Origin of the sequence: Pelosinus sp. UFO1 (assembly GCF_000725345.1) — a bacterium.
In the GTDB taxonomy this organism is placed as follows: Bacteria; Bacillota; Negativicutes; order DSM-13327; family DSM-13327; genus Pelosinus.
Genome location: NZ_CP008852.1, coordinates 4519876 through 4545038, shown reverse-complemented (window position 1 = coordinate 4545038; position 25163 = coordinate 4519876). Strand labels below are relative to the sequence as shown.

The following is a 25163-nucleotide window of genomic DNA, read 5'->3' as shown; positions in this document are numbered from 1 at the left end:
CCACAGGTGTAATACAGTATATTGAATAGAGGTGTATTTTGACACCGATTTGAAAAAGATAAATATACGTTTGAATAAAACTGAGATCAAAGTTTAGATCAAAACAAAAGCATCAACATTTTTTCTTCCCTTCTCCCATTGGTGGCATTTTGCTTTATGCTACATAGTATGTAATAAGCGAGGGAGGGATGAAGGTGGCGAATGTAGCAATAGGAGATTTGGTAATCCGCAAATCCCATGGCGGTGATATTGTCTTTAAAGTAACAGACATATTCGAAGATACTGTAGGGCAGTTGCACTGTGTCTTAAAGGGGATGCATTTACGCTTAGTAGCAGATGCGCCTATCGTTGATTTGGAACGTGTAGGTGCAGAGCATTTGCGTAATGAAATTTTGCATATGGAAAGTGTGCATAATGATACATTAAAAAGGGTTATGATGCGGCGTAGTATAGAACGAGAAAGAGTCAATCTAAACCGTTCGGAGAGTTCTAAGAAGTATGATTACTTTGATTTACCTGGTCGGGTTTTGCATTTGGATGGCGATGAAGAGTATCTTAACATGTGTTTGAAAACCTATGGACAAATGAACATGCAAGCCGTTGGCCGATGCATTGAGGAGTCTAAACAATCTGAACAAGTGATTGAGTTAGTCGATCAATACCGCCCCGATATTTTGGTGCTAACGGGTCACGACGCCCTAATAGGCGGCGGAAAAAAGGATTTACGGGATATTAATAATTACCGTAACTCTAAATATTTTATAGAGTCAGTAAAAAAGGCTAGAATCTTTGAACCGTCAAGGGATGACTTGGTCATTTTTGCTGGTGCTTGCCAATCTTACTTTGAAGCAATACTGGCCGCAGGATCGAATTTTGCAAGTGCACCGACAAGGATTTTCATTCATGCTTATGATCCTGTTTTTATTGCAGAAAAAGTGGCTTTTACTCCGATCAATCGTACAGTAGATTTAGGTGATGCTATTACAGCATCCGTTACAGGTATTGAAGGAGTAGGTGGGGTAGAAACAAGAGGGAAATTCAGATTAGGATTACCCAAGACACCTTATGGTACTTAATAAAAACACCTCCAATGATGACTTGCGATCATTGGAGGTGTTTTTCACTTTCTATCTTTATATAGATATCTAAATTAGTGCCTCTATTTATCCGATGACTAAACCGCTCTAAGACTCCCATCTTCGATAAGCGGGAGTTAAGAGCGGCTAAGTCCCTGGATAAGTGCGACTAAGATTCAGATGGAGTTAAAACTCCATCTGAATCAAGTCTTCTTTATGAAATTTTTGTGTTTTTGCTTGCAATTTAACATATATATAATTGGAAAGGTAAGAGTTATATGAGCTTTGATAAGATTAAAAAGATAGTTAAGAATAGGTGGTAATAATCGGAGGTATAGGAATGAATGAATTTATTACAGGGATATTAGGAAACTATTCTCATTTTTTTAATATGGCGGAATTTACTAGTGTTGTTTATAATCCTATGAATTGGGCGATTATCGGTAGCTTGATTTTATTAGAAGGGCTGTTATCAGCGGATAATGCCCTAGTGCTAGCGATCATGGTTAAGCATTTGTCGAAAAATCGTCAGAAAAGGGCGTTGTTTTATGGTATATTAGGTGCTTATCTGTTTCGATTTGTCGCTATAGGCCTAGGTACTTATTTAATTAAAATCTGGTGGATTAAAGCTGCTGGTGCTTTGTATCTTTTATGGATGTCATTTCAGCACTACTTTTATAAAAAAAGCGGTAAGGATAATGCTGTCACGGAAACGCCACATGGTTTTTGGCGTACCGTATTAGCTGTTGAAATTATGGATATTGCTTTTAGTATTGATAGCGTCTTGGCTGCTTTTGGGATCAGCGATCACATTTGGGTTTTATACCTAGGAGGTATTTTTGGTGTCATGATGATGAGAGGGGTGGCGCAGATCTTTTTGACCCTAATTAATAAATATCCAGAGTTAGAAACAACGGCATATATTTTAATTAGTATTATTGGCGCTAAAATGATGGCATCTGTCTTTAATTACCATGTTAGCCAAACGGTGTTTTTCTCTATCTTGTTAACTATATTCTTTGGTACATTTGTGGTGCATCACTGCCGCAAACGGAATGCTTAAAAGGCTATTGTAGCTATCCTTTTACATCAAAGGAGCGAGCTATTTTGCAGTAGATAGCCAAATTTTATTACAATATGCCTTGGGATTTTTGTATGTCCGCAAATTACATATAAATAATTGCTGAAACTAACCTGGGCTGACTTACATACAATAGAGAGATACAAGATAGATTTGAATTACTAGACTTTAATTTAATTAAACTGGTAAAGAATAAGTTGATAATAATCCTTGTAGTATTTCTGTTCTATTTACAGTAAAGATAGTAATTGTTGACCTTAAATAAATAACAAAAGGGGTGGGGTTATGGAGAAGGATATCGGGTTATGGAGACATTGGTCTTTTTGGGGGTTCCATTTTGTCTTTCATCTTATGCTTGGAATCGTAGCAATAAGTGCTGGTATTGCTGTTATTATGAATGATCAAATCCTAAGTGGCCTAGGGCTAGTGGGAGCAGGGCTCTTTGCCGTGTTAAATGGCGGGGCGGGGTGCATAGAATTATGGAAAAGTAAGAAATCCAGGAGAAGTAGAATAAATATAAGCCAATAGAACAAAAGGCGCAATGCCATTGTTCTATTTTTTTTACATCGAAATATATTGTTATGTAAACATTACCACAACCTAAAAACAGGATTTTCGCTGTTGTATGTGGAATAAACACTCTTATGTCCAATATAAAAGGCATTATTATGTTAAGTAGAGAGGTAGGTAATTATATTGAAAAACCAAAAGTTATTTAGTATGGTCACCCTTGGATTTTTAACGGTTTCACTAGTCACGACATCGTTTGGCGGAATTTTTGCTAAAGCTGCGTTCGCAGCTGAATCTGAGGTCAGTGTCCAGGACGAAAAGAGTAAAGATAATAAAGGACTCGTAAATGGAGCTTTGGCTTTAGGTTTGATTGCCTTAGTTTCAAGTCATGGAGGAAGTAAAGGAGACGTTAGTACGCCAAGTAAATCTACAACGTCTACAACAGGAAATACAACGACTACTACAGGAAACACGACTACCACAACACCTGCTGCAACAACGGGAACGGCAGCAAATGAAAAATTAGCATTTGATTTATTAAATGCAGATAGAGCAAAAAATGGCTTAGCTCCATTGAAGCTTAATTCACAGTTAACAAAATTAGGGGAAAATTACGCGAAGGATATGATACAACGTAACTTCTTTGCTCATACGGATCCGGATGGTAAATCACCTTTCGATCGGATGGCGAATGCGGGGATCAGCTATAAATCAGCAGGGGAAAACTTAGCAATTAATACAAATGTAACGACTGCTGAAACAGCTTTTATGAACAGCTCAGGTCACAGGGCGAATATTCTTAATTCCAGCTACACAGACGTTGGGGTTGGTGTCGCTTATGATTCCAAAGGATCAGCCTATGTAGTACAAGAATTTATTGGCAAGTAAAACCTTAAAAAACAGTAAAAAAACCTACGGCCTAGCCGTAGGTTTTTTTTGCGGAATCAGAAAGTATAACACTTCCTTGATTCCAAGTAAGAACGACTAAGGCTTCTGCCTGCGTCTGAGGACTTGGCCTAAGCCAAGTCTTTTCTTATCATTCAAAATTACATAGAAACGCCGCATTTAGGACACATGCCACGGTGCCTGTGATAATCATATTCATGACCACAGCAGGGGCAAATTTTGTAAAGGCGGTATTGGCATACTCTATACAGTTTGTAATAAGTTTTATAGGTCTTCACACATTCTTTTTCCATTTTGCATTTCATTTTTGACATATCTGAACACATGCTCGAATAACAATCCTCACCCATTTTTTCTTTCATATAGGGCATTTCATCACAGTGATCTTCTTCATCCATATGGCAATAGTCTTGCTTGTGATGATGACAGTCGTATTTTGGATAATCCATTAATTAACAGCCTCCTTTATTTTAGCACTACCTTGTGAAAAGGGATTTATTATATGCTATGCGAGTAGCGGTTAAAGTGTTATGTCTAATATAATATTTTTTAGAAGTAAAATATCTTACTGACGCCATTTGTTTAAACCTTTTTGCACATAAAATATCATGTCGGCATATATATAAATAGAACATAAAAAGGGGGGAATACGTGTGGACGATAAAGATATTCGTCAAAACTATAATCCGTGTACATTAGGAGTGGAAACTGGCCCGCAAAATATTATTGTGCGCCAAGTCATTGGAGAAGGAGAAGAACAAAAGGTTCTGGATATCCATGTTGTTGTTCCTGATACAAAACCTGCTGTTGAACAGATTATTGATGTTTTTGTCAAGAATTTAGAAATCAATTGTGTTGATGTAATTTTTGATAAAATAATCGTTCGCGGTGAATTCGAAGTAAAAACCATCTATGTAGCTGATTTACCTAATAACCCTGTGCATGCTATTGAAATCAAGCATTTCAGATGGACTCAGGATATTGATATGCCTGGTGCACGTCGAGGTATGGATGCGGATGCCAGTGTCTTCGTCGAATTTGTAGATTATGATTGTGATGAATGGTCTCGTGCCTACAAGTACAAATATGGCGAAATGGATTGCAATGATGATGCTGATGATGATTGTGACGACGATTGTGATGACGATAGCGACAATGATTGTGATGACGACCACCACGACCACGATCACGACCACCATAATTGCAATGATGCCCATAATTGCAATAACCACAAGCATCACAAACACCACCATCACCATTGCAGTCGTGAGTTTGACATTTCCATCGTACTTAAGATTATTGGTAAGGTTATCGCCGACCGTGAAGTGCAGATTGGCGCGGTAGGCAGCCTGCCTACCAAACCTAAAGGATGAGTAAGGTAGTCATATGTTTCTAAAGGGGGGGAGTTTAATGAGTGATGAGTTAAAGCAAAGTTCTAGGGCCACAGATATTGAAACAATGAATACCATGGCAGAAAATTGCGGATGTCCAGAGCCAGGCCCGGAAACGATTGAAGTCGAACAAGTCTTAGGCGCAGAAATGAAGCAAAAGGTTGTAGAATTTGACATGTTCCTACCTGAGCAAAAGCCAGATATTGAACAAGTCATTGATGTGTATGTAAAAGATGTAGATATTGATACAGTAGATGTTATTAGAAATAAGGTTATTATTCGCGGTGATTTAGAAGTAAAAGTAATGTATGTAGCAGATCTGCCCAATCAACCCGTTCATGCATTTGAAAAACGCCATGTACGTTTTACTCGGGATATTGATCTTCCTGGTGCAGAGCCAGGCATGGATGCTACTGCCGATCTTACTGTTGAGTATGTAAACTATGAATTCCATAAGCATCATGATAGACGTAAAGTATATGTTACCATTGTTCTTAAATTCTGGGCACGTGTTATTGTAACAACGCAAATGGATGTGTATGCCCTAGGGCCAGTTACAGACGTTAGCGAAATATCGTATAATACCGCCGATGCAACGACATCCTTATTTAATAACCAAGACATTGTTTCTGCTTCACAGACGGGTGGTGGAAATATTGAGGGTGTTGGTGAAGAAAACTATTTTGTAACCGGACCAAGTATGGGTTATGGAGAATTTAATGTAACCGGACCAGGTATTCCTCAAACTGCTGGTACGAGTATGGGAGTTAGCGGAACAGGTACTATTACCGGAGATAATGTTAATATTCGCACAGGTCCAGGCACTAATTTTCCTGTGGTGGTCAAGGCGAAAAAAGGTGACACAGTAATCATTAAAGAACAGGCCTTTGGCTGGTATCGAGTGGTTCTTAATAGCAGTTCTACCGTAGGTTGGGTTGCAAGTTGGTTAGTCCAGACTGCTGGTACACCAACAACTCCCAAAGGATAATGAAGGCGCAAAAATATCGCACAACCTGCTTATATAAGTAGTTTGTGCGGTATTTTTTTACTAGTATTTAATAAGGGTGCATATATTGTAGAGTACTAGATAAAAAAATAAGGGAAAATTTATCGCAACTTGGAAAAAGAGGGGGGGAGGAAGGTGCTAACAGCAGTTCAATACCTTGGTTCAGTAGGAGTTGGTGTTACATCACCTCAGGTGTTTCGCGCAAATGACGGAAACGTATATGTGGTTAAATTACAAAATAATCCCATGGGAGCAAAGGTACTAGTGAATGAATATATAGCATGTTGGTTTGGTAAACGGATGGAATTATGTTTTCCCCCAGGAGATATGCTAGAGATTGATCAGCAGGTACTACAAAAAAATAAGCGGATGCGTGCTGCGGGGATTCGTTGTAGAACGCATTTCGCCAGTCAATATATTCATAGTAATCGATATGTCACGCGAAATAATTTATATAAGGCTGTGAATAAAACAGCTATGGCTGGTGTCATGTTATTTGATCATATGTTTCACAACATTGATCGTACAAAAAATCGCAAAAATTTATTAGCACATGTAAAAGACTCTGTTCATATGTTATATGCCATTGATAATTCTCACCTATTTGTGCGTGGGCGCTGGAATGTAGGGACGTTAGAAAAACTAGTAACGAAAATAGCTGTGAATCAACGTAGGGTATATGGTTGGTTACTTACTTATTTTCTCATCGCCAAAGATTTTGCTCCTTTTGCAGCCCGGGTTAAAGAGATTACTAAGGAGGATTTAGTTCAGCTTGTAGAGAGCATTCCTCAGGAGTGGCTGCCCAAAGTAGAAGAGCGAGAAGCGTTGCTTGCCTTTATGATAAGCCGCTGTGAAATGGTGGATGCAATCGTATTGCGTTTATGTCAGTCAATTCCGGATATAAACAGGCGTACCCACCTTTACTAGGGAAAAGAGTTCTTCAACATTGCTATTGTGCATACGAATACAGCCATGGGATACCATAGTACCAATTAACCAAGGTTGGTTGGTACCATGAATGCCATACGAATCCAAATTTAAACCTAACCAGCGAGTACCTAACATGCCACCTGGATTCATCATTTTATAAACAATGGAATAATCCCCTAGAGGTGTGGGAGTGGCGGATTTACCAATCCCTACTGGATACTGACGTACAGGAGTGTTACCATTAAAGAGTGACAGTTGCCGAGAAGATTCGGTAATCAAAATATTGGCTCTAGGTAAGGACAAATCAGCTCGTTTACTGGAAGGCAGAGATTTGATGGTAGTGATTCTTGCTTGTTGCAGGCGGCAGTAGGTAAGAGGATCTACCATTCCTGTTGTAGGAAGGTGCTCTTTTTCTTGGAATAAAGTAACGGCGCGGATTGTTTCTATATCATATTTATTATGGATCGGTCCTTGATAAAATTCTTGTTTGACCAGTAGCTGCTGTATTTCTCCAATGAGAGGGTTCTCGCTATCTTCCTTAAAATCAACAGTAAGTAATCGGTGGGGCAAGTAGAGGGTACGAAGATTCATAAAATCTACCTCCTGAAAAAATCTTTAGTTATTATATGTTCAAATGGTTTGGCTGGTGCAGCGTATAAATAGGGGTAGTAAAGGGTCAAAATATCCATGACGACAATTCAGTAGTAAAGGCTCGACAATCCCAAAAGATATAAAATATATTGTATAAAATATTACTGATATTTGCAGGCAAACCCCCCTATCATGTCGAATACAATAAAATCATTGTTTTGTGGGGGTGCATTACCATATGGAGCATATAAAGGCAGAAGATGAATTACAGTTGGTTACTTTTCGGCTGGCAAGTGAGGAGTATGGACTTCCTATTACGAAAGTTCAGGAAATCAACCGCTTATTACCAGTTACTAAGTTGCCGCAAACACCTTCTTTCATGGAAGGAATTATTAATCTTAGGGGTCGCATCATTCCGGTGATTGATTTAAGAAAAAGATTTCAATTATCAATAACAGAGCATGATGATGATACACGGATTGTTGTTGTAGAAATGAATGGACAAACCGTAGGTGTTACCGTTGATGCAGTGAAAGAAGTCGTAAGGTTGAGCACCGCAAACATTGAGACGCCACCGGCTTCAATCGCGGTAGATTCTCGGTTTATTAATGGAGTTGGCAAGACGGACGATCGTCTAATTATTTTATTAGATATTGATCAAGTCTTAACAGCCCAGGAAGAAGTTGCTGTAAAGCAAATGAATGATTAGGTGAGTATGCTAAAAGTAAGAGGAAATGCGAAAATTAATTTAACCCTTGATGTCCTTTATAAAAGAGAGGACGGGTTTCATCAAGTAGAAATGATAATGCAAGCCATAGAACTTGCTGATATACTTCATTTAGAAGAAAGAGAAAATGGCAATATAAGTGTGAAAAGTAATATTTCCAGATTGCCTTGTGATCATAGAAACTTAGCTTACCGAGCGGCAGCTCTGATTAAAGAAACTTGTCAAGTGAATAAAGGTGTACATATTCATCTGGAAAAAAACATTCCTGTGGCTGCTGGTTTAGCTGGTGGCAGCACAGATGCTGCCAGTGTGCTAACGGGACTTAATAAATTATGGAAGTTAGGCTTATCTGTTTCCGAATTGGAGATACTCGGAGCTAAGTTAGGTTCAGATGTACCTTTCTGTTTACGAGGTGGTACTATGCTGGCAACAGGACGAGGTGAACTATTAAAGCCACTTACGGACTTAAAACCTTGTTATGTAGTATTGGCAAAGCCGCCCATTGGTGTTTCGACTGCTTGGGTCTATCGCCAATATCGGGGACAGGATGTAAAAGATCATCCTGATACTGATGGAGTGGTAGCTTGTCTAAACCAGGGCGATCTAACTGGTGTAGCCAATCGCTTGCAAAATGTATTAGAAACGGTAACAATTAAAGAGCATCCTGAAATTAAGGAACTCAAAAAAACTATGATGCAATACGGTGCAATGGCCAGTTTGATGTCGGGCAGCGGGCCTACTGTCTTTGGACTAGTAGAGGAGCAGGCCGGAGCCGAGTACCTTGCTGCAAAAATTAGAAGCCAAAGGTCGGCAGAAGTATTTGTAACTAAGATAGTAGGAAAAAATGGGGGAGTATAATGGAGCGGCGTTTATTACCAATTAAGTTAGATAGCTATCAACCTCTTCGGGAAGTGGTATGTGAAACCTTACGGAATGCAATTGTTTCTGGTGTATTACAACCTGGAGAACGTTTGATGGAAATCCAAGTAGCTGAAGAGTTAGGTGTAAGTCGTACCCCGGTCAGGGAAGCCATCCGCAAGTTAGAATTGGAAGGCTTTGTCGTAATGATTCCAAGGCGTGGCACCTATGTTTCCGATCTTTCGATTAAAGATATTACAGAAGTATTTGAAGTAAGAACATCATTGGATGTTTTAGCTGCAGGACTGGCAGCAGAACGTATTACCGAAGAAGAATTAGAACAAATGGAAAGGCTCTTAGTCGAAATTGGCGGCTACATTGAAGTAAATGATATGGATAAAATTGTAGAAGCCGATAGCCAATTTCATGATATTTTATACCGGGCGAGTCGGAATGAACGCCTTGTGGGAATCATAAATAATTTACGGGAACAACTCACTCGTTTTAGGTCTTTATCTATGTCATATCCAGGTAGACTTAAAGAAATGTTTGGTGAACATACTCGCATGGTTGAGTCGTTAGGACAGAGAAATGTATCCTTAGCTCAACAATTTGCAGGAGAACATATGGCGAATGCGGAACAAGTCTTATTAAAAAATATGCTAGAGAAGGGTTCGCATTCAAAGCAAGAATAGTTTTCGATTTTTTTGGATACTATATAGAGAGATCGTGATTTTTATAAACTTTAATGAACATTCACATGGGAGGTTTGGGTTATATGTATGATGCCATTATACTGGCTGGCGGTGAAAATAGTGAACATTTGAGTAAGTTTTCATCTCAGTCGTATGAGGCGATGATTGAAATAGCTGGTAAACCTATGGTGACCTTTGTGGCAGATGCATTGGCAGCTTCCCCCCAAGTGGATCGAATATTTATAATGGGGCCAATTCCTCAATTGCAAAAATGCAGATTTCCAGATAATGCAGTACTACTTGAGGGAGGCTGTACTCTTTTAGAGACAATTCAACTGGGGATGAAAGCGTTAGGTCATGAAAATAAGGTGCTAGTCGTTACTGCAGACATTCCCCTTTTAACTCCGAATGCCATAGCTGATTTTTTCACCCAATGCGCCCAGGTAGAGGCGGATTTGTATTATCCGATTGTTAGTAAGGAAATTAATAATAAATTTTATCCCAGTAGCAAACGCACTTATGTACGTTTTAAGGATGGAACCTATACGGGGGGCAATATTTTTTTAGTTAATCCCAAAATTGTACCGCAATGCCTCTTAGTGGCTGAGAGGCTCATTAATAATCGTAAAAATCCTTTTAAACTTTGTTGCATATTAGGTTGGGGATTTGTATTACAATTTTTCCTTGGGACATTGAGTTTAACTAAGGTGAAAGAAAGGGTAGCTACATTATTAGGTATTACAGGTGCTGTTGTTCAATCGCCCTATCCTGAGCTGGGGATTGATGTTGATAAACCAAGCGATTTAGAATTGGTTCGCACTACTTTCTCTTTTCGCTCCTAGTGTTATAAGGCGTGACTTGGCTTATGCCAAGTCACGCCTTATAACATTAGAATACCTCTGCTTTTTTTGCAGTTAAAATGAAAAATAATTATAATTTTGTGCAGGGATTTGATCTTTTGCGGAGAAAGTGAATGAAAATATTAAAAAACAGGATAATATTCGGTGTTTTTCATGATGGAGGATAAAAAGCAATGACGAAAGTACGGAGAGTGGAAAGAGTTGTAGCCCTTAGCAAAATGTTGATGGACATGCCTGGCTATCTATTTTCATTGGGACATTTTAGCAGCTTGTTTGGCGCAGCAAAATCAACATTAAGTGAGGATATGGTAACTATAAAACAGTCAATGCAGGAATTTGGCTTAGGAACAGTAGAAACAGTGTCAGGAGCCTCTGGCGGTGTAAGGTACGTTCCATGCCCTTCAGAGGAACGCATGAATACTATGCTGACCCAGTTAGCAAAACAACTCTCTGATCCCGAGCGGATAATTCCTGGTGGTTTTTTATATATGTCCGATATTTTATTTATGCCTGATTTAATGATGCAAGCCGGTGAAATTTTTAGGGCCAGATTTTCGCATTTAGCACCTGATTTTATTATGACAGTTGAGACGAAGGGAATTCCTCTGGCCTTTGCAACGGCTAGAGCTTTTGGTTTACCCTTAGTTATTGTACGGCAAGGTAGTAAGGTTACAGAAGGACCTTCTGTAAGTATTAACTATGTAACGGGCTCTACAAAACGAATTCAAACTATGTCCCTGCCTCGCCGGGCTCTCGCTGCTGGTTCGAAGGTACTGGTAATCGATGATTTTATGAAGGCTGGTGGCACCGCACTTGGTATGATAGACTTAGCGAATGAGGTAGGTGCACAGGTTGTAGGCACAGGTGTACTCATTGCTACCAATGAGCCAGAAAAAAAATTAGTAGAAGATTATTTAGCATTACTCATGTTACATGACGTTGGGCAGCATACTAAGACAATAGATATTCGACCCGTGTTATAACTACTGTTTCTAAATGATTTAGGAGGCGATGTTGTTATGAAACAAGGTATCGACTTAGCTGATGTTAAGCAAGCCCATCATGCCATGTATGATGTGATTCATCATACCCCTTTGGATAAGAGTGTTACATTTAGTAATATGGCTGGTTGTGATGTATATTTAAAACTGGAGAATTTACAAAAAACAGGTTCTTTTAAATTGCGTGGTGCTTATAATAAAATTCATTCCCTTACTCCTGAGGAAAGGGCCAAAGGAGTTATTGCCGCATCGGCAGGAAATCACGCCCAAGGGGTAGCTTATGCTGCGAGGATGATGGAAGCAAGAGCCACAATTGTCATGCCGGAAGTGGCACCTTTAGCTAAGATAATTGCGACTAGAGGATATGGTGCAGAAGTCCTGTTGAGTGGAACCGTATATGATGATGCTTTTCATAGGGCGCAAGAATTAGAACAAGAAAATGGGCAAACCTTTATTCATGCGTTTAATGATTATCAAGTAATCGCAGGGCAAGGGACAGTGGGAATTGAAATATTAGAAGAGCTAGAGGATGTTTCAGCGATTGTCGTGCCCATTGGCGGTGGTGGATTGATTGCTGGTATTGCCCTTGCTGTAAAAGAATTGGCTCCCCACGTGAAAATCTATGGTGTCCAAGCCCAAGGGGCACCCGCCATGTATATGTCTAAATATGCTCATATTCTAAAAAGTACGCCTGATGCTGTGACTATTGCCGATGGGATTGCTGTAAAAGCTCCTGGAGATTTAACTTTTCCTATTGTAGATCATTATGTTGACGATATCGTAGTTGTTGATGATGAAGCCACCGCAAGTACGATTTTAATGCTGTTGGAAAGAGCAAAATTAATGGTGGAAGGTTCAGGGGCAATTGCGTTGGCAGCAATATTAAATCATAAGATTCCTGCCAAGGGTAAAGTCGTAAGTGTCGTATCTGGCGGAAATATAGATGTAAACTTTATTTCTCGTATTATAGAAAGAGGGTTAGTCAAAGCTGGAAGACGTATTAAAATTTCTACACAAATCACGGATCGGCCTGGTTTGTTACAGCAATTATTGACAGTAATTGCGAATACGCAAGCAAATGTTATTTCTGTTTTTCATGATCGTGTAGAACAAAATGTTCCGATTGGGCAAGCCGTTATTGAAATTAGTTTAGAGACAAGAGATGCACTGCATACGGAACAAATTTTGCATAATTTACGTCAGCACGGATATAGTGCGAGAACGATATGAGTTTAATTAAAGGGAAGATAAATTAGTTTCTTTAATGCATTCTAATATAACTAGAAAATTCATTATTATCAAACTTTATTTTATAGGCAGGAATGTTGTCTTTGATGTCGAAAAGTAAAGAAGTTTGAGGATTTGAATACATTGTTATCCTTAGTGAGAATATGGAGTTTTGTCGAATGGAGGAAGGTTAATGTCTGATTTACTGGCGGTAATTTTGGCGGCAGGCAAAGGTACACGGATGAAGTCAACCTTACCCAAAGTGTTACATAAGATTGGTGGCAAGCCAATGGTGCAGCATGTACTTGATGCAGCAGATGTAGCAGGAGCTAAGAAAAAAGTTGTAGTTGTTGGTTTTGGTGCAGAATGTGTAGAAGGTACTTTAGGAAAGCAGGCTGAATTTGTCGTTCAGGCGGAACAATTAGGGACAGGCCATGCGGTCATGCAGGCGGCTGAGTTTTTAAAAGACTTTGATGGAACGGTAATGGTGTTATGTGGCGATACACCGCTGCTAAGGGGAAAAACCTTAGGAAAACTTTTTGCTGAGCACAAAGCGGCTGGGGCATCAGCAACAGTGTTGACGGCTCATATGCCGAATCCGACAGGTTATGGACGTGTGATTCGAGATGCCAGCGGACAAGTCCTGAAAATTGTGGAACAAAAGGATGCCAATAGTAGAGAATTAGCAGTCAACGAAGTAAACACAGGTATCTATTGTTTTGAACGGGCTGCTTTATTTGAAGCACTACAAAATACAAACTGCAATAATATGCAAGGTGAATATTACTTAACCGATGTCATTGGTATTTTGGCAACGGCTCACTCTAAAGTATGGGCAGTCAAAGTAGATGATTATCAAGACACACTAGGGATCAACTCACGTATGCAATTGGCGGAAGCGGAGAAAATAGTCAGAAAGCGTAAGTTAGCAGAGCTAATGGATGCTGGCGTTACCATTATGGATATCGATAGTACTTTTATTGACCAGGAAGTAACGATTGGTCCAGACTCCATAGTTTATCCATTTACTTGGATTGAAGGTAACACTACAATTGGCGGTAACTGCCAAATAGGACCCAATAGTCGTATCCAAGACAGTATTGTTGGCGATAATACTACCTTGCATTTTAGCTATGCCCATGATTGTAAAGTAGGTAATGATGTAATTGTTGGCCCATATGTTCATTTACGTCCGAAGACGGTGTTAGCTGATAAGGTTAAGGTTGGAAATTTTGTCGAAGTAAAAAATTCTCAGGTTGGTGAAGGTAGCAAAATTCCTCATTTAAGTTACATTGGCGACACAGATATGGGGGAAAAAGTAAATATTGGATCAGGCACCATAACTGTGAATTATGATGGTAAGAACAAAAGTCGGACCATTATTGAGGATGGTGCTTTTATTGGTTGTAATACTAATTTAGTGGCTCCTGTTACCGTCGGTAAAGGTGCTTACGTAGCTGCAGGCTCGACTATTACAAAGAATGTACCATCAGAGTCTTTAGGTGTGGCTAGAGCACGTCAAAGCAATATTGATGGCTGGGCTGCGAAAAAGTAAAGTTACATGGAAGATAACAAAAGTTAGCATAGGAGAAAGATTTTCTCTTTTAATATAAATTGATTTCGTAAGAAAAAAGCATAATCAGGAGGTAACGTTTTACAATGGAAGATATGAAGAGGTTGCGGATTTTTTCCGGTAATGCCAATCCAGGGTTGGCTAAAGAGATTGCTGACCATTTGGGTCTTACTATGGGGAATGCTTTTGTTGGGCATTTTAACAACGGAGAAACGCAAGTCATCATTGATGAAAGTGTGCGCGGTAAGGATGTATTTATAGTGCAGCCTACTTGTAATCCCGTAAACGACAGCATGATGGAGCTTTTAATTATGGTTGATGCTGCAAAGCGGGCTTCTGCACGTACAATTACGGCCGTAGTTCCTTATTATGCTTATGCACGGCAAGATCGTAAAACTCGAGGCAGGGAACCTATATCTGCTAAATTGATTGCAGACTTATTGACAACAGCTGGTGTTGCCCGTGTCCTTACAGTCGATTTGCATGCAGGTCAAATTCAAGGGTTCTTTGATATCCCAGTGGATCATATGCCTGGAGTACCTTTGTTAGCAGATTATGTTCGTTCTAAGAATTTGGATGATTTGATTGTAGTGTCTCCAGATTTAGGCGGTGTAACTCGCGCTAGACAATTGGCCGATAGGCTGCATGCGCCAATTGCTATCATTGAAAAACGTCGTCCTATGCCTGGTGTTGCAGAAGTTATGAATCTTATCGGCAATGTAGAAGGAAGAACAGCCGTTATGATTGATGATATCGTTGATACGGCTGGTTCTTTAACGGAAGGTGCCAATGCGTTAATAAAATTTGGTGCAAAAGAAGTATACGCTTGCTGTACTCATGCTGTATTAAGTGATCCAGCTGTGGCCCGCATTAAGGCATCTGTTATTAAAGAATTAGTTATTACAAATACAATTCCTCTGCCTGCAGAAAAAGAATGTGATAAAATTAAGGTATTATCCATTGCACCTCTTTTGGGTGAAGCCATACTTAGAATTTTTGGTGAACTTCCAGTTAGTAGAATGTTTGACGAGTAAGCTATATATTGATTAGACAGGGCGGGCAACATTCCGCCCTGTTCTTTATTCTGTCCACTCTGTGCCCTCTGCGCCTCTGTGGTTAAAAAAACGTATTACACCCATTCTCTTTATGGTACTACCTATTTTTTCTCTGCTTATCATATGGTATAATCCCAGTAAGGTTGGTGATGGTAATGGTGGGGATGAAAAATGGAGAATTTAGCATAGGTCAAGCGACAATAGCCGATATACCTCAAATTGCATCATTATTTACAGAGAGTTTTCGTGAAAGTGTGCTCCATCATTGTGGTGGAGTTTTGCCAGATCCTCAGGCGATGCAGGATGTATTTACCTTAGTCTATCAGGCAGAGCCTGAGGCTGCCATTGTGGCCCGAGATGTATCGGGTAAAGTGGTAGGCTATTGTTTTGCTCCTACTGAATTATCAAATTTGTGGCTGCGGGCAATATGGGAAGGTCATTTGCTAAAATGGGCTTGGCGATGGATCACTGGGAAATATGGTTTTGGTTTGCATCCAGTTAAAGTCATTATAATGAATAAAGTGGCCTTTCTTTACTCAGCCGTTACTCCCAGTAAGCCGGCAAATGCCAGGATTTTATCTATTGCTGTCGCAGAAAAGGCAAGGGGCCAAGGAGTAGCCAATTTACTATTAGAAAATGCAATAAAGTATTTTTCGAAAAAAGGAGCTAATCGAGTGCGCTTAGAAGTAAGGCCCTCAAATGAAGTAGCCATTCGATTATACGAAAAGTGGAATTTCGTTTTTGCAGGTTATACGGCAGATTCACAAGGAAAGTGGATGATTATGTACAAGGAAATGGAGCACGATCATGTTTGATATAAATATACGATTGATTAGTATGTTAGGGCTACTGACAATTATCGTATTGGCTGGTTTGATCTTGGATTATCGTAATGTTGCAACAAAACCTATACGTACAGGGATGTGGTTAGCTGTCCTTGGAATTACAGCGGGGATTTTTTTAACTCTTAGTGCTGTACTGCCGGAAAACGAGTTTTTTGGCAGAGTTTTTAGCCAAGTAAGAACTACACAGAAAGTAGTGGCTCTCACCTTTGATGATGGGCCTTATCCCCCCTACACGGAGCAGGTATTGGATGTATTAAAAGAATTTCATGTACCTGCCACCTTCTTTGTTATTGGAGAAAATGTTAAAAAACATCCTGAGTTAGTAAGTCGTATTGCTTCTGAGGGGCATCAATTGGGAAATCATACCTATCATCACATTGATTTATTAAAAGCGGATCGGAAGGTAATTGTTGATGAAATTGACTCCACGAATCAAGCTATTATAGCTGCTGTTGGTACTGCACCCCATCTAGTAAGGCCACCACATGGTTTCCGCGATCCTGTTGTATTAGAAGTTATGGCGGAACGAAGCTTAAAGGTTGTAGAGTGGTCAGTCATGAGCCGGGATTGGACCAATCCGGGAGTTGAAGTGATTGTAGACCGCACGGTAAGTAAGGTGAAGAATGGCTCTATTATTCTGCTACATGATGGGGATGGTATCGCGTCTCAGGCTTCGCGAGCGCAAACTGTAGAAGCTACTAGACGTATTATTCAAACCCTGTTAGCTCAAGGGTATAAATTTGTGACAGTAGACGAGATTTTAACAAAAATGGAGGACAGTAAAGGGTGAAGATTGTAGTAGGTCTTGGTAATCCGGGGCAAGAATATAGTGCCACACGTCACAATGTCGGCTTTATGGTGATTGATGAATTAGCACGACGCTGGGGTGTTAGTAATTGGAAGAATCGTAAGGAAGCACTAATTGCGGAACAGCGAAAAGAGGAGCCAGTGCTCTTAGTGAAGCCTCAAACCTATATGAATCTAAGCGGTGTAGCAGTAGGCGAGCTGGCCCGATGGTACAAAGTTGCTCCGGAAGATGTTATTGTTATCTTTGACGATATGGATTTGCCTACTGGTCGTTTGCGTCTTAGAATGAAAGGCGGATCTGGAGGCCATCGAGGAATTGAATCCTTGCTGACTCATTTAGCTAACGATTCCTTTCCCCGTGTTCGAATTGGAATTGGTCGTCCGCCAACAGGGTGGCAGGTTGTAGACTATGTCCTTAGTCGCTTTACAGTAGAAGAGCAGCCCCTGCTTGTAGAGGCAATCGATAAAGCGGCTGAAGCGGTGGAGTCGATTATCACACAAGGTATGAACAAGGCAATGAATCTGCATAACAAGTGATTGCTAAATGGGAAAACTAAGATGCAGCTGGAGTTGAAACTCTAGCTGCATCTTAGTTTTTTTTACGGAATCAGAAAGTATAACACTTTCTTGATTCCAAGTAAGAACGACTAAGGCTTCTGCCTGCGTCCGAGGACTTGGCACAAGCCAAGTCTTTTCTTATAAACATTATCCTTTTGCTGTATTCGTTGTTGCTTCACTTTTTTTAAGAATAGTAACCAGGAATGCAGTGATAGCAGTTCCGATGGCGATGGACACAACATACATACCTACATTGCTTACCGCATTTGGAATCAGCAAAACAAAAATGCCGCCATGAGGAGCTCTTAAAGCACAATTAAATATCATTGACAATGCGCCAGTAATCGCTGAACCGATTACAATAGAGGGAATAACACGGAGTGGATCGGCAGCGGCAAATGGTATAGCGCCTTCAGTAATAAAAGAAATACCCATTACAGAAGCAGCTTTACCAGCTTCTCGTTCTTCAGGGGTAAACTTGTTTTTGGCTAGGAATGTAGCAAGTGCTAAACCTAGAGGTGGGGTCATGCCTGCAGCCATGATCGCTGCCATTGGTTCAAAAACATTACTACCTAATAATCCAACGCCGAAGGTATAAGCAGCCTTATTGATCGGACCGCCCATGTCAAAAGCCATCATAGCACCAAGGATAAGTCCTAAGAAACCTGCATTAGCGGAAGTCATACCTTTTAATGTTTCAGTCATAGCATCCATAATCGCTTTTACAGGTGTTCCAATAACATAAATCATTAAAAGACCAATGAGCAAGGTGGAAAAGAAAGGAATAATAAGTACGGGTTTTAAACCTTCTAGATTTCTAGGTAATTTCACATAAGTCTTGATCCATAAGGCAATATAACCAGCAAGGAAACCGGCAATAATACCACCAAGGAATCCAGAACCAATCTTTGCAGCTAACATACCACCAACTAGGCCAGGAACTAAACCAGGGCGGTCAGCAATAGAATGAGCAATAAAACCGGCAAGTAAGGGGACCATAAGGGCGAAGGCAGAACCACCACCAATATCCATTAAGGCAGCCGCTAAGGTTCCCTTTTCTTTAAAGGCTTCAATGCCAAAAACAAAGGAAAGGGCAATAATTAAACCTCCAGCAGCTACTAGCGGGATCATATAGGATACGCCATTCATAAGATGTTTGTAGGGGCCACTTCTTTTGCTTTTTTGTGCTTCTTTGGAAGTTTCTACTGCTTCAATAAAGTCTGTTGTTTTTTTAGCATTAGTGGCTTTTTCGATTAATCCCTTGGGGTCCTTTATAGCTTCTTGTACAGACGCATCAATAATAGGAATCGAACGAAAACGTTCTCTATCGACTTGCGTATCAGCAGCAATAATAATAGCATGGGCGCCTTTGATATCTTCGGGAGTGATTTCATTTTCAACACCTACAGAACCTCTGGTCTCCACTTTCATTTCAATTCCCATTGCTTTGGCATTCATTTGCAAGGATTCAGCTGCCATATAGGTATGGGCGATCCCGGCAGGACATGACGTAATTGCTAATAATTTCATGATAAAAACCCTCCTCTAATTTTGCTTTTCTGTAATACAGAAAGGGTATGTTTTATGAATTGCAAAGACTATTACGATCAATAGATATAAAGAAGACTTGATTCAGAGGAGTTTTAACTCCATCTGAATCTTAGCCCTTCTTATCCAGGGACTTAGCCGCTCTTAACTCCCACTTATAAAAGAAGGGAGTCTTAGAGCGGTTTAATCATCGGATAAAAAGTAATCTAAAGTGTCCTCCAGCCTTTGCAACTCAAAAAGCTTCGTTGTTTGTCTTACGCTTCAAACGCTGCTAATACATCTTCGTAGGTTGCAGCGGATAGTAATTTATCTCTTACTTCTTGATGCATGAGCTTGCGGGAAATATAGGATAACACTTTAAGATGGACATCATTAGAATCTGCAGGAACGGCAATCAGAAAAAATAAATGAGCAGCAGTTCCGTCTAGTGCTTCATAATCAATGCCAGTTCTTGATATCCCAAAAGTCAGAGCGGCCTCCTTAACGCTACTATCTTTAGCGTGAGGAATTGCAATGCCCATACCGATTCCTGTAGAAAATTCTTTCTCGCGGCGTAAGACTGCCTCTTTATACTTAGCTTTGTCCGTAAGTTTGCCATCGGCATGGAGAATTTCAATCAACTCATTAATAACGTCTTCTTTGTTACTGGCCTCTAGGTTGAATTTCACTCTTGTTGCTGATAATAAATCTTGAATATTCATTTTAAATTACCTCCACTTTTGTATTTCAATTTGGTTTAATAGTTTATTAACGTCTGTCAAAGAAGCAGCTTGTGTACCGGGGAGCGTAACGGCTGCACCTGCAGCGGCTGATGCTAGTTGGATGCTATCAGTAAGGGATAGGTTACGCGCTTGCCCTACACTAAAACCAGCTACAAAAGCGTCACCTGCTCCAACTGTACTACTAACAGGTACATTAGGGGCTATAGCTCTTAAGATTTGATTGCAGTCAGCGACTAAAGAACCTTTTTCGCCAAGGGAAATGGCTACTTTAGCGATGCCTTGGTTTAGTAGATATTGTATGGCGCCAAGAATTTGCTCATCTGAATCCATGGGCGAATTCATTAATTGGCTAAGTTCTGGTAAATTTGGCTTAACTGCGAATGGTCGGGCGGCAATGCCGGCAACTAATGCTGGTCCACTAGTATCTAAGATTACTTTGCAATCATATTGATGTAAAATCTCAATAAAGGTGGCATAGGTATCAGTTGGCATTGTGGGTGGCAAACTGCCGGATAATACGAACCATTTATGTTTGGTAGCAAGTTGACGTAGCGTAGTTTGTAAATTATCTAAATCTGCTATTGTTGGTGAAATACCAGGGAAATTTAATTCGCTGACTACATCAGTTGTAGCATTAACAATTTTAATGTTTACACGATTTTCTCCCTTTACTTCCACAAAATGGTTGTGTATATTTTCTTGATCAAAATACTCCTGAAAAGAACAAGCATTTTTCTTGCCTAAGAATCCTGTGACAAGTACTGGATAATCGAGAGCTTTTATCACTTTGGCCACATTGATTCCTTTACCGCCGGGATCGGTACGTTCGTTATCGACTCGATTGACTTCTCCCAAAGTGAAGTTTTGTAAGTGCAATGTACGGTCGAGAGCGGGATTAAAAGTGATAGTAACGATAGGTGTTATAGTATTTTGATTCAAAACATTCACTCCTTTATAATGTAGTGGATTCAGCGATAACAACCTGGGTGTAGTTATTTATAATATCCAGAGTGTCCTTATTCATGCCATTGTCAGTGATAATCATAGATAATTCATCTAAACTGCAGATTTGGGTAAAGGTTTTCTTATCAAACTTGGAATGATCAGCTACTAATATAGTAGTTTTACCAGCTTGGAGCATAGCTCTCTTAGTTTCAGCCTCTGCTAGATGGTGAGTAGTTGCGCCTAAAGTGCAGTCAATGGCGTTAGCAGCAAGAAAAACTTTATCAAAGCAGAAAAGTTTAAGCATCGCATTCGTTAGCGGGCCTACGAGAGAATTAATGGATTTTCTCCATGTACCGCCTAATAAAAGTACCTCAATATCTGGTTCCTCGGCAAAAACGAAAGCAACATCCATGCTGTTAGTGACAACAGTTAACTTCCTGCCGCATAATGCCCGAGCAATTTCACGGGTGGTTGTACCCGCATCTAATAGAATGGTTTCACCGTCATTAACCATGCTGGCAGCTGTAGCGGCAATGTCTCTTTTTTCGTTTAAAAGGAATACTTCGCGATCTTGAAAGCTGAGTTCAGAACCTAATTGGACAGAAACAGCACCTCCATGTGTCCGCTGAACAAGACCTAAATTTTCAAGTTCTTGCAAGTCGCGGCGTATGGTAGCTTCTGATACTGTGAATAAAGAACTAAGCTCAATTACCTTAACAGGCTGGCCTGCATTTATAAATTGTATAATCTTATTACGCCGTTCTTCAGCAAACATATATGCCCTCCTAAAGAAAACTGTGTTTTCAGTTTAATCAGTAAATGTTCATTTGTGATCATTATAAGAGGATGTGGCAAGAAAGTCAATCACAAACGATCAAAAAAATATTCAAAATACCTAAAGTTAGTTGGGTTTTATCATTTAATAGTTTTTTTATAATTTACAAATATTTATAATTTATAAAGAAAAAACAATATTGCTTAGCATAAGCTGGTATGCTATAATAATGTGGTGAAAAGCAAGTAAGCGGCTTTAAAGTGAGGTGCAATAAATGAAAGATAAAATTCATCCTAATTATGGTGAATCAAAAGTAATGTGTGGTTGTGGCAACACTTTTGTAACTGGTTCTATTAAGAAAGAATTACGTATTGATGTGTGCTCAAAATGCCATCCGTTCTTTACTGGTCAGCAACGTAATATAACTGCCGGTGGACGTATTGAGAAATTCAATAAACGTTACGGTCAACAGGCCTAAAAACGGGGTAGCAGAGCAGAAATGCTCTGCTACATTTATATCTGTAGCAAAGATATAAGCCCTTTTCTTATAAAATAAAGGAGGGATACCATGAAACCGAAAGTAAGTATTGGTGGGCAAGCAGTCATTGAGGGTGTAATGATGCGTGGTCCTGGCATGATTGCAACTGCCGTCAGGGAGCCTTCAGGTGAGATCATCATCAAAAAGGAACCTTTTACACCTGTTAATGACCGGTATCCCATTTTGAAAAAACCGATGCTAAGAGGCGTCGTTGCCTTGGTTGAGTCTTTAGTACAAGGTCTCAAAGCATTATCTTTTTCAGCCCAAGCGGCTGGTGAAGAAGGGGAAGAATTATCAAATAAGGAAATTGCGCTAACCATGATTTTTTCTCTTGGTTTAGCCATTGTGTTATTTGTAATTATCCCTACCTATGCGGCAAAATATATTCATAGTGCAATTACTGATCCAAGATTGTTAAACCTTATGGAAGGCGTATTGAGGCTATCGATCTTCCTAGTATATATTACGGCGATTTCTAGGATGAAGGATATTAGGCGAGTATTTGAATATCACGGAGCTGAACATAAAACAATTCATGCATATGAAGCCGGAGTTCCCTTAGATGTTGAACATGTGCGGACATATACCACGCTGCATCCTAGATGCGGTACCAACTTTTTGCTGATTGTAATGATTGTAAGTATTATTATGTTCGCTTTTCTAGGCTGGCCAGAGTTATGGATCCGCATTGTTTCTCGTATTATACTGATGCCAGTAGTAGCAGGTCTTGCTTATGAAATCATTCGTTTTGCAGGAAAAAGTGAAGCTGCATGGGTACGGGTTGCAATTATGCCAGGTTTATTATTGCAGAAATTAACCACAAGAGAACCAAGTGATGATCAACTGGAAGTGGCTATTAAAGCATTAGAAGCAGTTCGACCAGTAGAAGAAGTATAGCTATCCGTAAGCACAAAGAACACAAATTTGTTCAAAAACAAAGTATTGTATGTTCTTTGTGCTTCTGATACAAAATAGATTTAGAGGAGAATGACCATGCGGGATAAATTGCAGGCCATTGAAGATAAGCATCTTGAATTGGAAAACTTAATTAGCGACCCTTCGGTAATGGCTAATATGGAAGAGTGGCAAAAACTTACCAAGACTCATTCTAAAATGACACCTATCGTAGAAAAATTTCGGGAGTATAAAGAAGTACAACAAGGAATAGCAGATGCCCTTGAAATGCTCAACGATAAATTGGATAATGATTTCCGGCAGATGGTGTCAGCAGAGCTTGCGGAACTAAAAGCAAAAAATGAAGTACTGAATGAAGAATTGCGCATTTTGTTATTACCCAAAGACCCTAATGATGATAAAAGTGTAATTGTAGAAATTCGTGGCGGAGCTGGTGGCGACGAAGCTGCCCTATTTGCTGGGGATTTGTTTCGTATGTATACTCGCTATGCTGAAAATCAAGGTTGGCGTACCGAATTATTGGATGCCAATGCACCGGATTTAGGTGGCTTTAAGGAAGTAGTCTTTGAAATTCACGGTGATGGTGCCTATAGTCGATTGAAATATGAAAGTGGCGTACACCGTGTACAACGTGTTCCAACCACAGAATCAAGTGGGCGTATTCATACCTCTACTGTCACAGTGGCTGTATTGCCTGAAGCTGAGGAAGTAGATGTAGTAATTCATCAAAATGATCTTCGAATTGATACCTACTGTGCCAGCGGTGCTGGTGGTCAGCATGTTAATAAAACAGAGTCAGCAGTTAGAATTGTTCATTTGCCGACAGGCATAGTTGTTCAGTGTCAGGATGAAAAGTCTCAGCTAAAGAATAAGGATAAGGCAATGCGTGTACTCAGAGCTAAGGTGCTAGAGAAAGCGGAGGCAGAACATAACGCGGAAATGGCAGAAACCCGTAAGAGCCAGGTAGGTACAGGGGATCGCAGTGAACGGATTCGCACTTATAATTTTCCTCAAGGCAGGGTGACAGATCATCGGATTGGCTTGACATTGCATAAATTGGATTTTGTTCTTAATGGTGACCTTGACGAAGTGATTAATGCTTTGATTGCCACAGCCCAAAGTGAACGTATGCAGCAAGGTGAATGATATGGAAAATAAGAAAGAAATTTGGACCATTCAGACAATTTTAAACTGGACAAGGCAGTACTTCTTAGACAAAGGCGTGGAAAATCCGCGCCTTGATGCGGAAGTACTGCTTTCCCATATTCTAGATAAAGAAAGACTTTATTTATATGTTCATTTTGATCAACCCTTAGAAGAAAAGGAGTTAGCAGCTTTTCGTGTGGCTGTTAAAAAAAGAGCTGCTCGTTTACCAGTCGCTTATATTATTGGGGTAAAAGAATTTATGGGCTTAGATTTTGAGGTTACACCCGCTGTCCTCATTCCTAGACCAGATACGGAAATACTGGTAGAAGCGGCTTTGAAACGTCTTTCTATGTTAGGAAACCCTTATATTTTGGATATTGGTACAGGGAGTGGAGCTATTTGTGTAAGTATGCTCGCAAACTTACCTACAGCAAGTGGTGTGACCGTTGATATTTCAGCAGCGGCTCTCGATGTGGCAAAAAAAAATGCAATGAAGCATCAAGTACATGAGAGACTTACGTTTTGCCAGGGCGATTTGTTTGCTCCTGTAGAAGGACAACAGTTTACTGCTATTTTGTCCAATCCTCCTTATATTCCTGAAGCAGATATTCGGGGGCTTACCCCTGAAGTACGGCAAGAACCTAACTTAGCCTTAGATGGCGGTCAAGATGGGCTAGATTTTTATCGTCGTATTATAAAAGAAGGTAGAAAATATTTAGTAACTGGTGGCTTTATTGTAATGGAAGTCGGTATTGGGCAAGCTCAGCTTGTAGCTAATATGGCAGAAAAAAGCGGGGATTTTAAACTAAGCGAAATTATAAAAGACTACGGTGGCATTGAGCGGGTTGTGGTGATAGAAGGACTGTAAAGGTAGGTT

The 25163-nt window shown here is 39.9% G+C and carries 28 protein-coding genes; 22 read left to right on the top strand and 6 right to left on the bottom strand.

The annotated features are described in order from the left end of the window. The first annotated feature begins 194 nt into the window (after positions 1 to 194). From yabG to UFO1_RS21415, 4 genes are all read left to right on the top strand, one after another. Positions 195 to 1076, top strand: a complete 882-nt coding sequence (yabG, locus tag UFO1_RS21430; RefSeq protein WP_038674087.1) for a sporulation peptidase YabG — start codon at positions 195 to 197, stop codon at positions 1074 to 1076. A gap of 340 nt (positions 1077 to 1416) precedes the next feature. After that, on the top strand, positions 1417 to 2139 hold the full coding sequence (locus UFO1_RS21425; RefSeq protein ID WP_038674086.1) for a TerC family protein: 723 nt from the start codon (positions 1417 to 1419) through the stop codon (positions 2137 to 2139). A gap of 303 nt (positions 2140 to 2442) precedes the next feature. Next, the gene (locus UFO1_RS21420; RefSeq protein ID WP_038674084.1) at positions 2443 to 2685 is read left to right on the top strand and encodes a hypothetical protein; all 243 of its coding nucleotides are present in this window, start codon (positions 2443 to 2445) and stop codon (positions 2683 to 2685) included. A gap of 168 nt (positions 2686 to 2853) precedes the next feature. Beyond that, on the top strand, positions 2854 to 3555 hold the full coding sequence (locus UFO1_RS21415; RefSeq protein WP_038674081.1) for a CAP domain-containing protein: 702 nt from the start codon (positions 2854 to 2856) through the stop codon (positions 3553 to 3555). A 158-nt stretch (positions 3556 to 3713) separates the two neighbouring features. Here the strand turns inward: UFO1_RS21415 and UFO1_RS21410 are convergent, their stop codons facing one another. Further along, a complete protein-coding gene (locus UFO1_RS21410) occupies positions 3714 to 4022 on the bottom strand; it encodes a hypothetical protein (protein ID WP_038674080.1) in 309 nt (102 codons plus the stop codon). A 204-nt stretch (positions 4023 to 4226) separates the two neighbouring features. Here UFO1_RS21410 and UFO1_RS21405 point away from each other — a divergent pair, with 204 nt between their 5' ends. From UFO1_RS21405 to UFO1_RS21395, 3 genes are all read left to right on the top strand, one after another. Beyond that, complete coding sequence (locus UFO1_RS21405) at positions 4227 to 4946, top strand: DUF3794 domain-containing protein (protein WP_038674077.1); 720 nt, start codon at positions 4227 to 4229, stop codon at positions 4944 to 4946. A gap of 37 nt (positions 4947 to 4983) precedes the next feature. Continuing rightward, entirely contained in the window at positions 4984 to 5952 is a 969-nt protein-coding gene (locus UFO1_RS21400) for an SPOCS domain-containing protein (protein WP_038674076.1), read from the top strand. A 153-nt stretch (positions 5953 to 6105) separates the two neighbouring features. Next, on the top strand, positions 6106 to 6897 hold the full coding sequence (locus UFO1_RS21395; RefSeq protein WP_038674075.1) for a HipA family kinase: 792 nt from the start codon (positions 6106 to 6108) through the stop codon (positions 6895 to 6897). Here the strand turns inward: UFO1_RS21395 and UFO1_RS24630 are convergent. Beyond that, positions 6859 to 7491, bottom strand: coding sequence for a L,D-transpeptidase family protein (locus UFO1_RS24630; RefSeq protein ID WP_071842044.1), 633 nt, complete (start codon positions 7489 to 7491; stop codon positions 6859 to 6861). The genes UFO1_RS21395 and UFO1_RS24630 overlap by 39 nt on opposite strands. A 238-nt stretch (positions 7492 to 7729) precedes the next feature. Here UFO1_RS24630 and UFO1_RS21385 point away from each other — a divergent pair, with 238 nt between their 5' ends. The 11 genes from UFO1_RS21385 to pth all read left to right on the top strand — a co-directional run bounded on the left by UFO1_RS21385 (position 7730) and on the right by pth (position 17676). After that, entirely contained in the window at positions 7730 to 8200 is a 471-nt protein-coding gene (locus tag UFO1_RS21385; RefSeq protein ID WP_038674073.1) for a chemotaxis protein CheW, read from the top strand. Positions 8201 to 8206: 6 nt separating this feature from the next. Then, entirely contained in the window at positions 8207 to 9076 is an 870-nt protein-coding gene (gene ispE, locus UFO1_RS21380; RefSeq protein WP_038675539.1) for a 4-(cytidine 5'-diphospho)-2-C-methyl-D-erythritol kinase, read from the top strand. Then, positions 9076 to 9771, top strand: coding sequence for a GntR family transcriptional regulator (locus UFO1_RS21375; RefSeq protein ID WP_038674071.1), 696 nt, complete (start codon positions 9076 to 9078; stop codon positions 9769 to 9771). Before ispE ends, UFO1_RS21375 begins: the two co-directional genes overlap by 1 nt. An 83-nt stretch (positions 9772 to 9854) precedes the next feature. Further along, the gene (locus tag UFO1_RS21370; protein ID WP_038674070.1) at positions 9855 to 10613 is read left to right on the top strand and encodes a nucleotidyltransferase family protein; all 759 of its coding nucleotides are present in this window, start codon (positions 9855 to 9857) and stop codon (positions 10611 to 10613) included. A 191-nt stretch (positions 10614 to 10804) separates the two neighbouring features. Continuing rightward, positions 10805 to 11614, top strand: a complete 810-nt coding sequence (purR, locus tag UFO1_RS21365) for a pur operon repressor (protein WP_038674068.1) — start codon at positions 10805 to 10807, stop codon at positions 11612 to 11614. Positions 11615 to 11650: 36 nt separating this feature from the next. Further along, positions 11651 to 12862 carry a threonine ammonia-lyase gene (gene ilvA / locus UFO1_RS21360; protein ID WP_038674066.1) on the top strand — a complete coding sequence of 404 codons (1212 nt, stop codon included), beginning with the start codon at positions 11651 to 11653 and terminating at the stop codon, positions 12860 to 12862. Between the two features lie 190 nt (positions 12863 to 13052). After that, positions 13053 to 14414, top strand: coding sequence for a bifunctional UDP-N-acetylglucosamine diphosphorylase/glucosamine-1-phosphate N-acetyltransferase GlmU (gene glmU / locus UFO1_RS21355; RefSeq protein ID WP_038674065.1), 1362 nt, complete (start codon positions 13053 to 13055; stop codon positions 14412 to 14414). A 104-nt stretch (positions 14415 to 14518) separates the two neighbouring features. Continuing rightward, positions 14519 to 15466 carry a ribose-phosphate pyrophosphokinase gene (locus tag UFO1_RS21350; RefSeq protein WP_038674063.1) on the top strand — a complete coding sequence of 316 codons (948 nt, stop codon included), beginning with the start codon at positions 14519 to 14521 and terminating at the stop codon, positions 15464 to 15466. A 176-nt stretch (positions 15467 to 15642) separates the two neighbouring features. Further along, on the top strand, positions 15643 to 16302 hold the full coding sequence (locus UFO1_RS21345) for a GNAT family N-acetyltransferase (RefSeq protein ID WP_236639275.1): 660 nt from the start codon (positions 15643 to 15645) through the stop codon (positions 16300 to 16302). Beyond that, on the top strand, positions 16295 to 17122 hold the full coding sequence (locus UFO1_RS21340; protein WP_038674060.1) for a polysaccharide deacetylase family protein: 828 nt from the start codon (positions 16295 to 16297) through the stop codon (positions 17120 to 17122). The genes UFO1_RS21345 and UFO1_RS21340 overlap by 8 nt, the downstream gene beginning before the upstream one ends. After that, positions 17119 to 17676, top strand: a complete 558-nt coding sequence (gene pth, locus UFO1_RS21335; protein ID WP_038674058.1) for an aminoacyl-tRNA hydrolase — start codon at positions 17119 to 17121, stop codon at positions 17674 to 17676. Before UFO1_RS21340 ends, pth begins: the two co-directional genes overlap by 4 nt. 168 nt (positions 17677 to 17844) lie before the next feature. Here pth and UFO1_RS21330 read toward each other — a convergent pair whose 3' ends face one another. The 4 genes from UFO1_RS21330 to UFO1_RS21315 all read right to left on the bottom strand — a co-directional run bounded on the left by UFO1_RS21330 (position 17845) and on the right by UFO1_RS21315 (position 21687). Then, on the bottom strand, positions 17845 to 19227 hold the full coding sequence (locus UFO1_RS21330; RefSeq protein ID WP_084159892.1) for a PTS fructose transporter subunit IIC: 1383 nt from the start codon (positions 19225 to 19227) through the stop codon (positions 17845 to 17847). Positions 19228 to 19499: 272 nt separating this feature from the next. Beyond that, positions 19500 to 19946, bottom strand: a complete 447-nt coding sequence (locus tag UFO1_RS21325) for a PTS sugar transporter subunit IIA (protein ID WP_038674054.1) — start codon at positions 19944 to 19946, stop codon at positions 19500 to 19502. Positions 19947 to 19952: 6 nt separating this feature from the next. Further along, positions 19953 to 20906, bottom strand: a complete 954-nt coding sequence (gene pfkB / locus UFO1_RS21320) for a 1-phosphofructokinase (protein ID WP_236639274.1) — start codon at positions 20904 to 20906, stop codon at positions 19953 to 19955. Positions 20907 to 20919: 13 nt separating this feature from the next. Beyond that, positions 20920 to 21687, bottom strand: a complete 768-nt coding sequence (locus tag UFO1_RS21315; RefSeq protein WP_038674053.1) for a DeoR/GlpR family DNA-binding transcription regulator — start codon at positions 21685 to 21687, stop codon at positions 20920 to 20922. A gap of 274 nt (positions 21688 to 21961) precedes the next feature. Here UFO1_RS21315 and rpmE point away from each other — a divergent pair, with 274 nt between their 5' ends. From rpmE to prmC, 4 genes are all read left to right on the top strand, one after another. Next, positions 21962 to 22165 (top strand): 50S ribosomal protein L31, encoded by a 204-nt coding sequence (gene rpmE / locus UFO1_RS21310; RefSeq protein ID WP_007958807.1) that lies wholly within the window; start codon positions 21962 to 21964, stop codon positions 22163 to 22165. 90 nt (positions 22166 to 22255) lie between these two features. Continuing rightward, positions 22256 to 23122: a DUF1385 domain-containing protein gene (locus tag UFO1_RS21305; RefSeq protein WP_038674050.1), complete on the top strand. Its 867-nt coding sequence runs from the start codon at positions 22256 to 22258 to the stop codon at positions 23120 to 23122. 96 nt (positions 23123 to 23218) lie between these two features. Next, positions 23219 to 24286, top strand: coding sequence for a peptide chain release factor 1 (gene prfA, locus UFO1_RS21300; RefSeq protein WP_038674049.1), 1068 nt, complete (start codon positions 23219 to 23221; stop codon positions 24284 to 24286). A gap of 1 nt (position 24287) precedes the next feature. Further along, a complete protein-coding gene (prmC, locus tag UFO1_RS21295; protein WP_038674047.1) occupies positions 24288 to 25154 on the top strand; it encodes a peptide chain release factor N(5)-glutamine methyltransferase in 867 nt (288 codons plus the stop codon). The last annotated feature ends 9 nt before the right edge of the window (positions 25155 to 25163 follow it).

Bases quoted from the DNA above. Each gene is read 5' to 3' on its own strand.
- UFO1_RS21425 (WP_038674086.1), top strand. From the start codon at position 1,417: ATGAATGAATTTATTACAGGGATATTAGGAAACTATTCTCATTTTTTT.
- UFO1_RS21420 (WP_038674084.1), top strand. From the start codon at position 2,443: ATGGAGAAGGATATCGGGTTATGGAGACATTGGTCTTTTTGGGGGTTC.
- UFO1_RS21410 (WP_038674080.1), bottom strand. From the start codon at position 4,022: ATGGATTATCCAAAATACGACTGTCATCATCACAAGCAAGACTATTGC.
- UFO1_RS21400 (WP_038674076.1), top strand. From the start codon at position 4,984: ATGAGTGATGAGTTAAAGCAAAGTTCTAGGGCCACAGATATTGAAACA.
- UFO1_RS24630 (WP_071842044.1), bottom strand. From the start codon at position 7,491: ATGAATCTTCGTACCCTCTACTTGCCCCACCGATTACTTACTGTTGAT.
- UFO1_RS21385 (WP_038674073.1), top strand. From the start codon at position 7,730: ATGGAGCATATAAAGGCAGAAGATGAATTACAGTTGGTTACTTTTCGG.
- ispE (WP_038675539.1), top strand. From the start codon at position 8,207: ATGCTAAAAGTAAGAGGAAATGCGAAAATTAATTTAACCCTTGATGTC.
- UFO1_RS21375 (WP_038674071.1), top strand. From the start codon at position 9,076: ATGGAGCGGCGTTTATTACCAATTAAGTTAGATAGCTATCAACCTCTT.
- UFO1_RS21370 (WP_038674070.1), top strand. From the start codon at position 9,855: ATGTATGATGCCATTATACTGGCTGGCGGTGAAAATAGTGAACATTTG.
- purR (WP_038674068.1), top strand. From the start codon at position 10,805: ATGACGAAAGTACGGAGAGTGGAAAGAGTTGTAGCCCTTAGCAAAATG.
- ilvA (WP_038674066.1), top strand. From the start codon at position 11,651: ATGAAACAAGGTATCGACTTAGCTGATGTTAAGCAAGCCCATCATGCC.
- glmU (WP_038674065.1), top strand. From the start codon at position 13,053: ATGTCTGATTTACTGGCGGTAATTTTGGCGGCAGGCAAAGGTACACGG.
- UFO1_RS21350 (WP_038674063.1), top strand. From the start codon at position 14,519: ATGGAAGATATGAAGAGGTTGCGGATTTTTTCCGGTAATGCCAATCCA.
- UFO1_RS21345 (WP_236639275.1), top strand. From the start codon at position 15,643: ATGGTGGGGATGAAAAATGGAGAATTTAGCATAGGTCAAGCGACAATA.
- UFO1_RS21340 (WP_038674060.1), top strand. From the start codon at position 16,295: ATGTTTGATATAAATATACGATTGATTAGTATGTTAGGGCTACTGACA.
- UFO1_RS21330 (WP_084159892.1), bottom strand. From the start codon at position 19,227: ATGAAATTATTAGCAATTACGTCATGTCCTGCCGGGATCGCCCATACC.
- UFO1_RS21325 (WP_038674054.1), bottom strand. From the start codon at position 19,946: ATGAATATTCAAGATTTATTATCAGCAACAAGAGTGAAATTCAACCTA.
- UFO1_RS21315 (WP_038674053.1), bottom strand. From the start codon at position 21,687: ATGTTTGCTGAAGAACGGCGTAATAAGATTATACAATTTATAAATGCA.
- rpmE (WP_007958807.1), top strand. From the start codon at position 21,962: ATGAAAGATAAAATTCATCCTAATTATGGTGAATCAAAAGTAATGTGT.
- UFO1_RS21305 (WP_038674050.1), top strand. From the start codon at position 22,256: ATGAAACCGAAAGTAAGTATTGGTGGGCAAGCAGTCATTGAGGGTGTA.
- prfA (WP_038674049.1), top strand. From the start codon at position 23,219: ATGCGGGATAAATTGCAGGCCATTGAAGATAAGCATCTTGAATTGGAA.
- prmC (WP_038674047.1), top strand. From the start codon at position 24,288: ATGGAAAATAAGAAAGAAATTTGGACCATTCAGACAATTTTAAACTGG.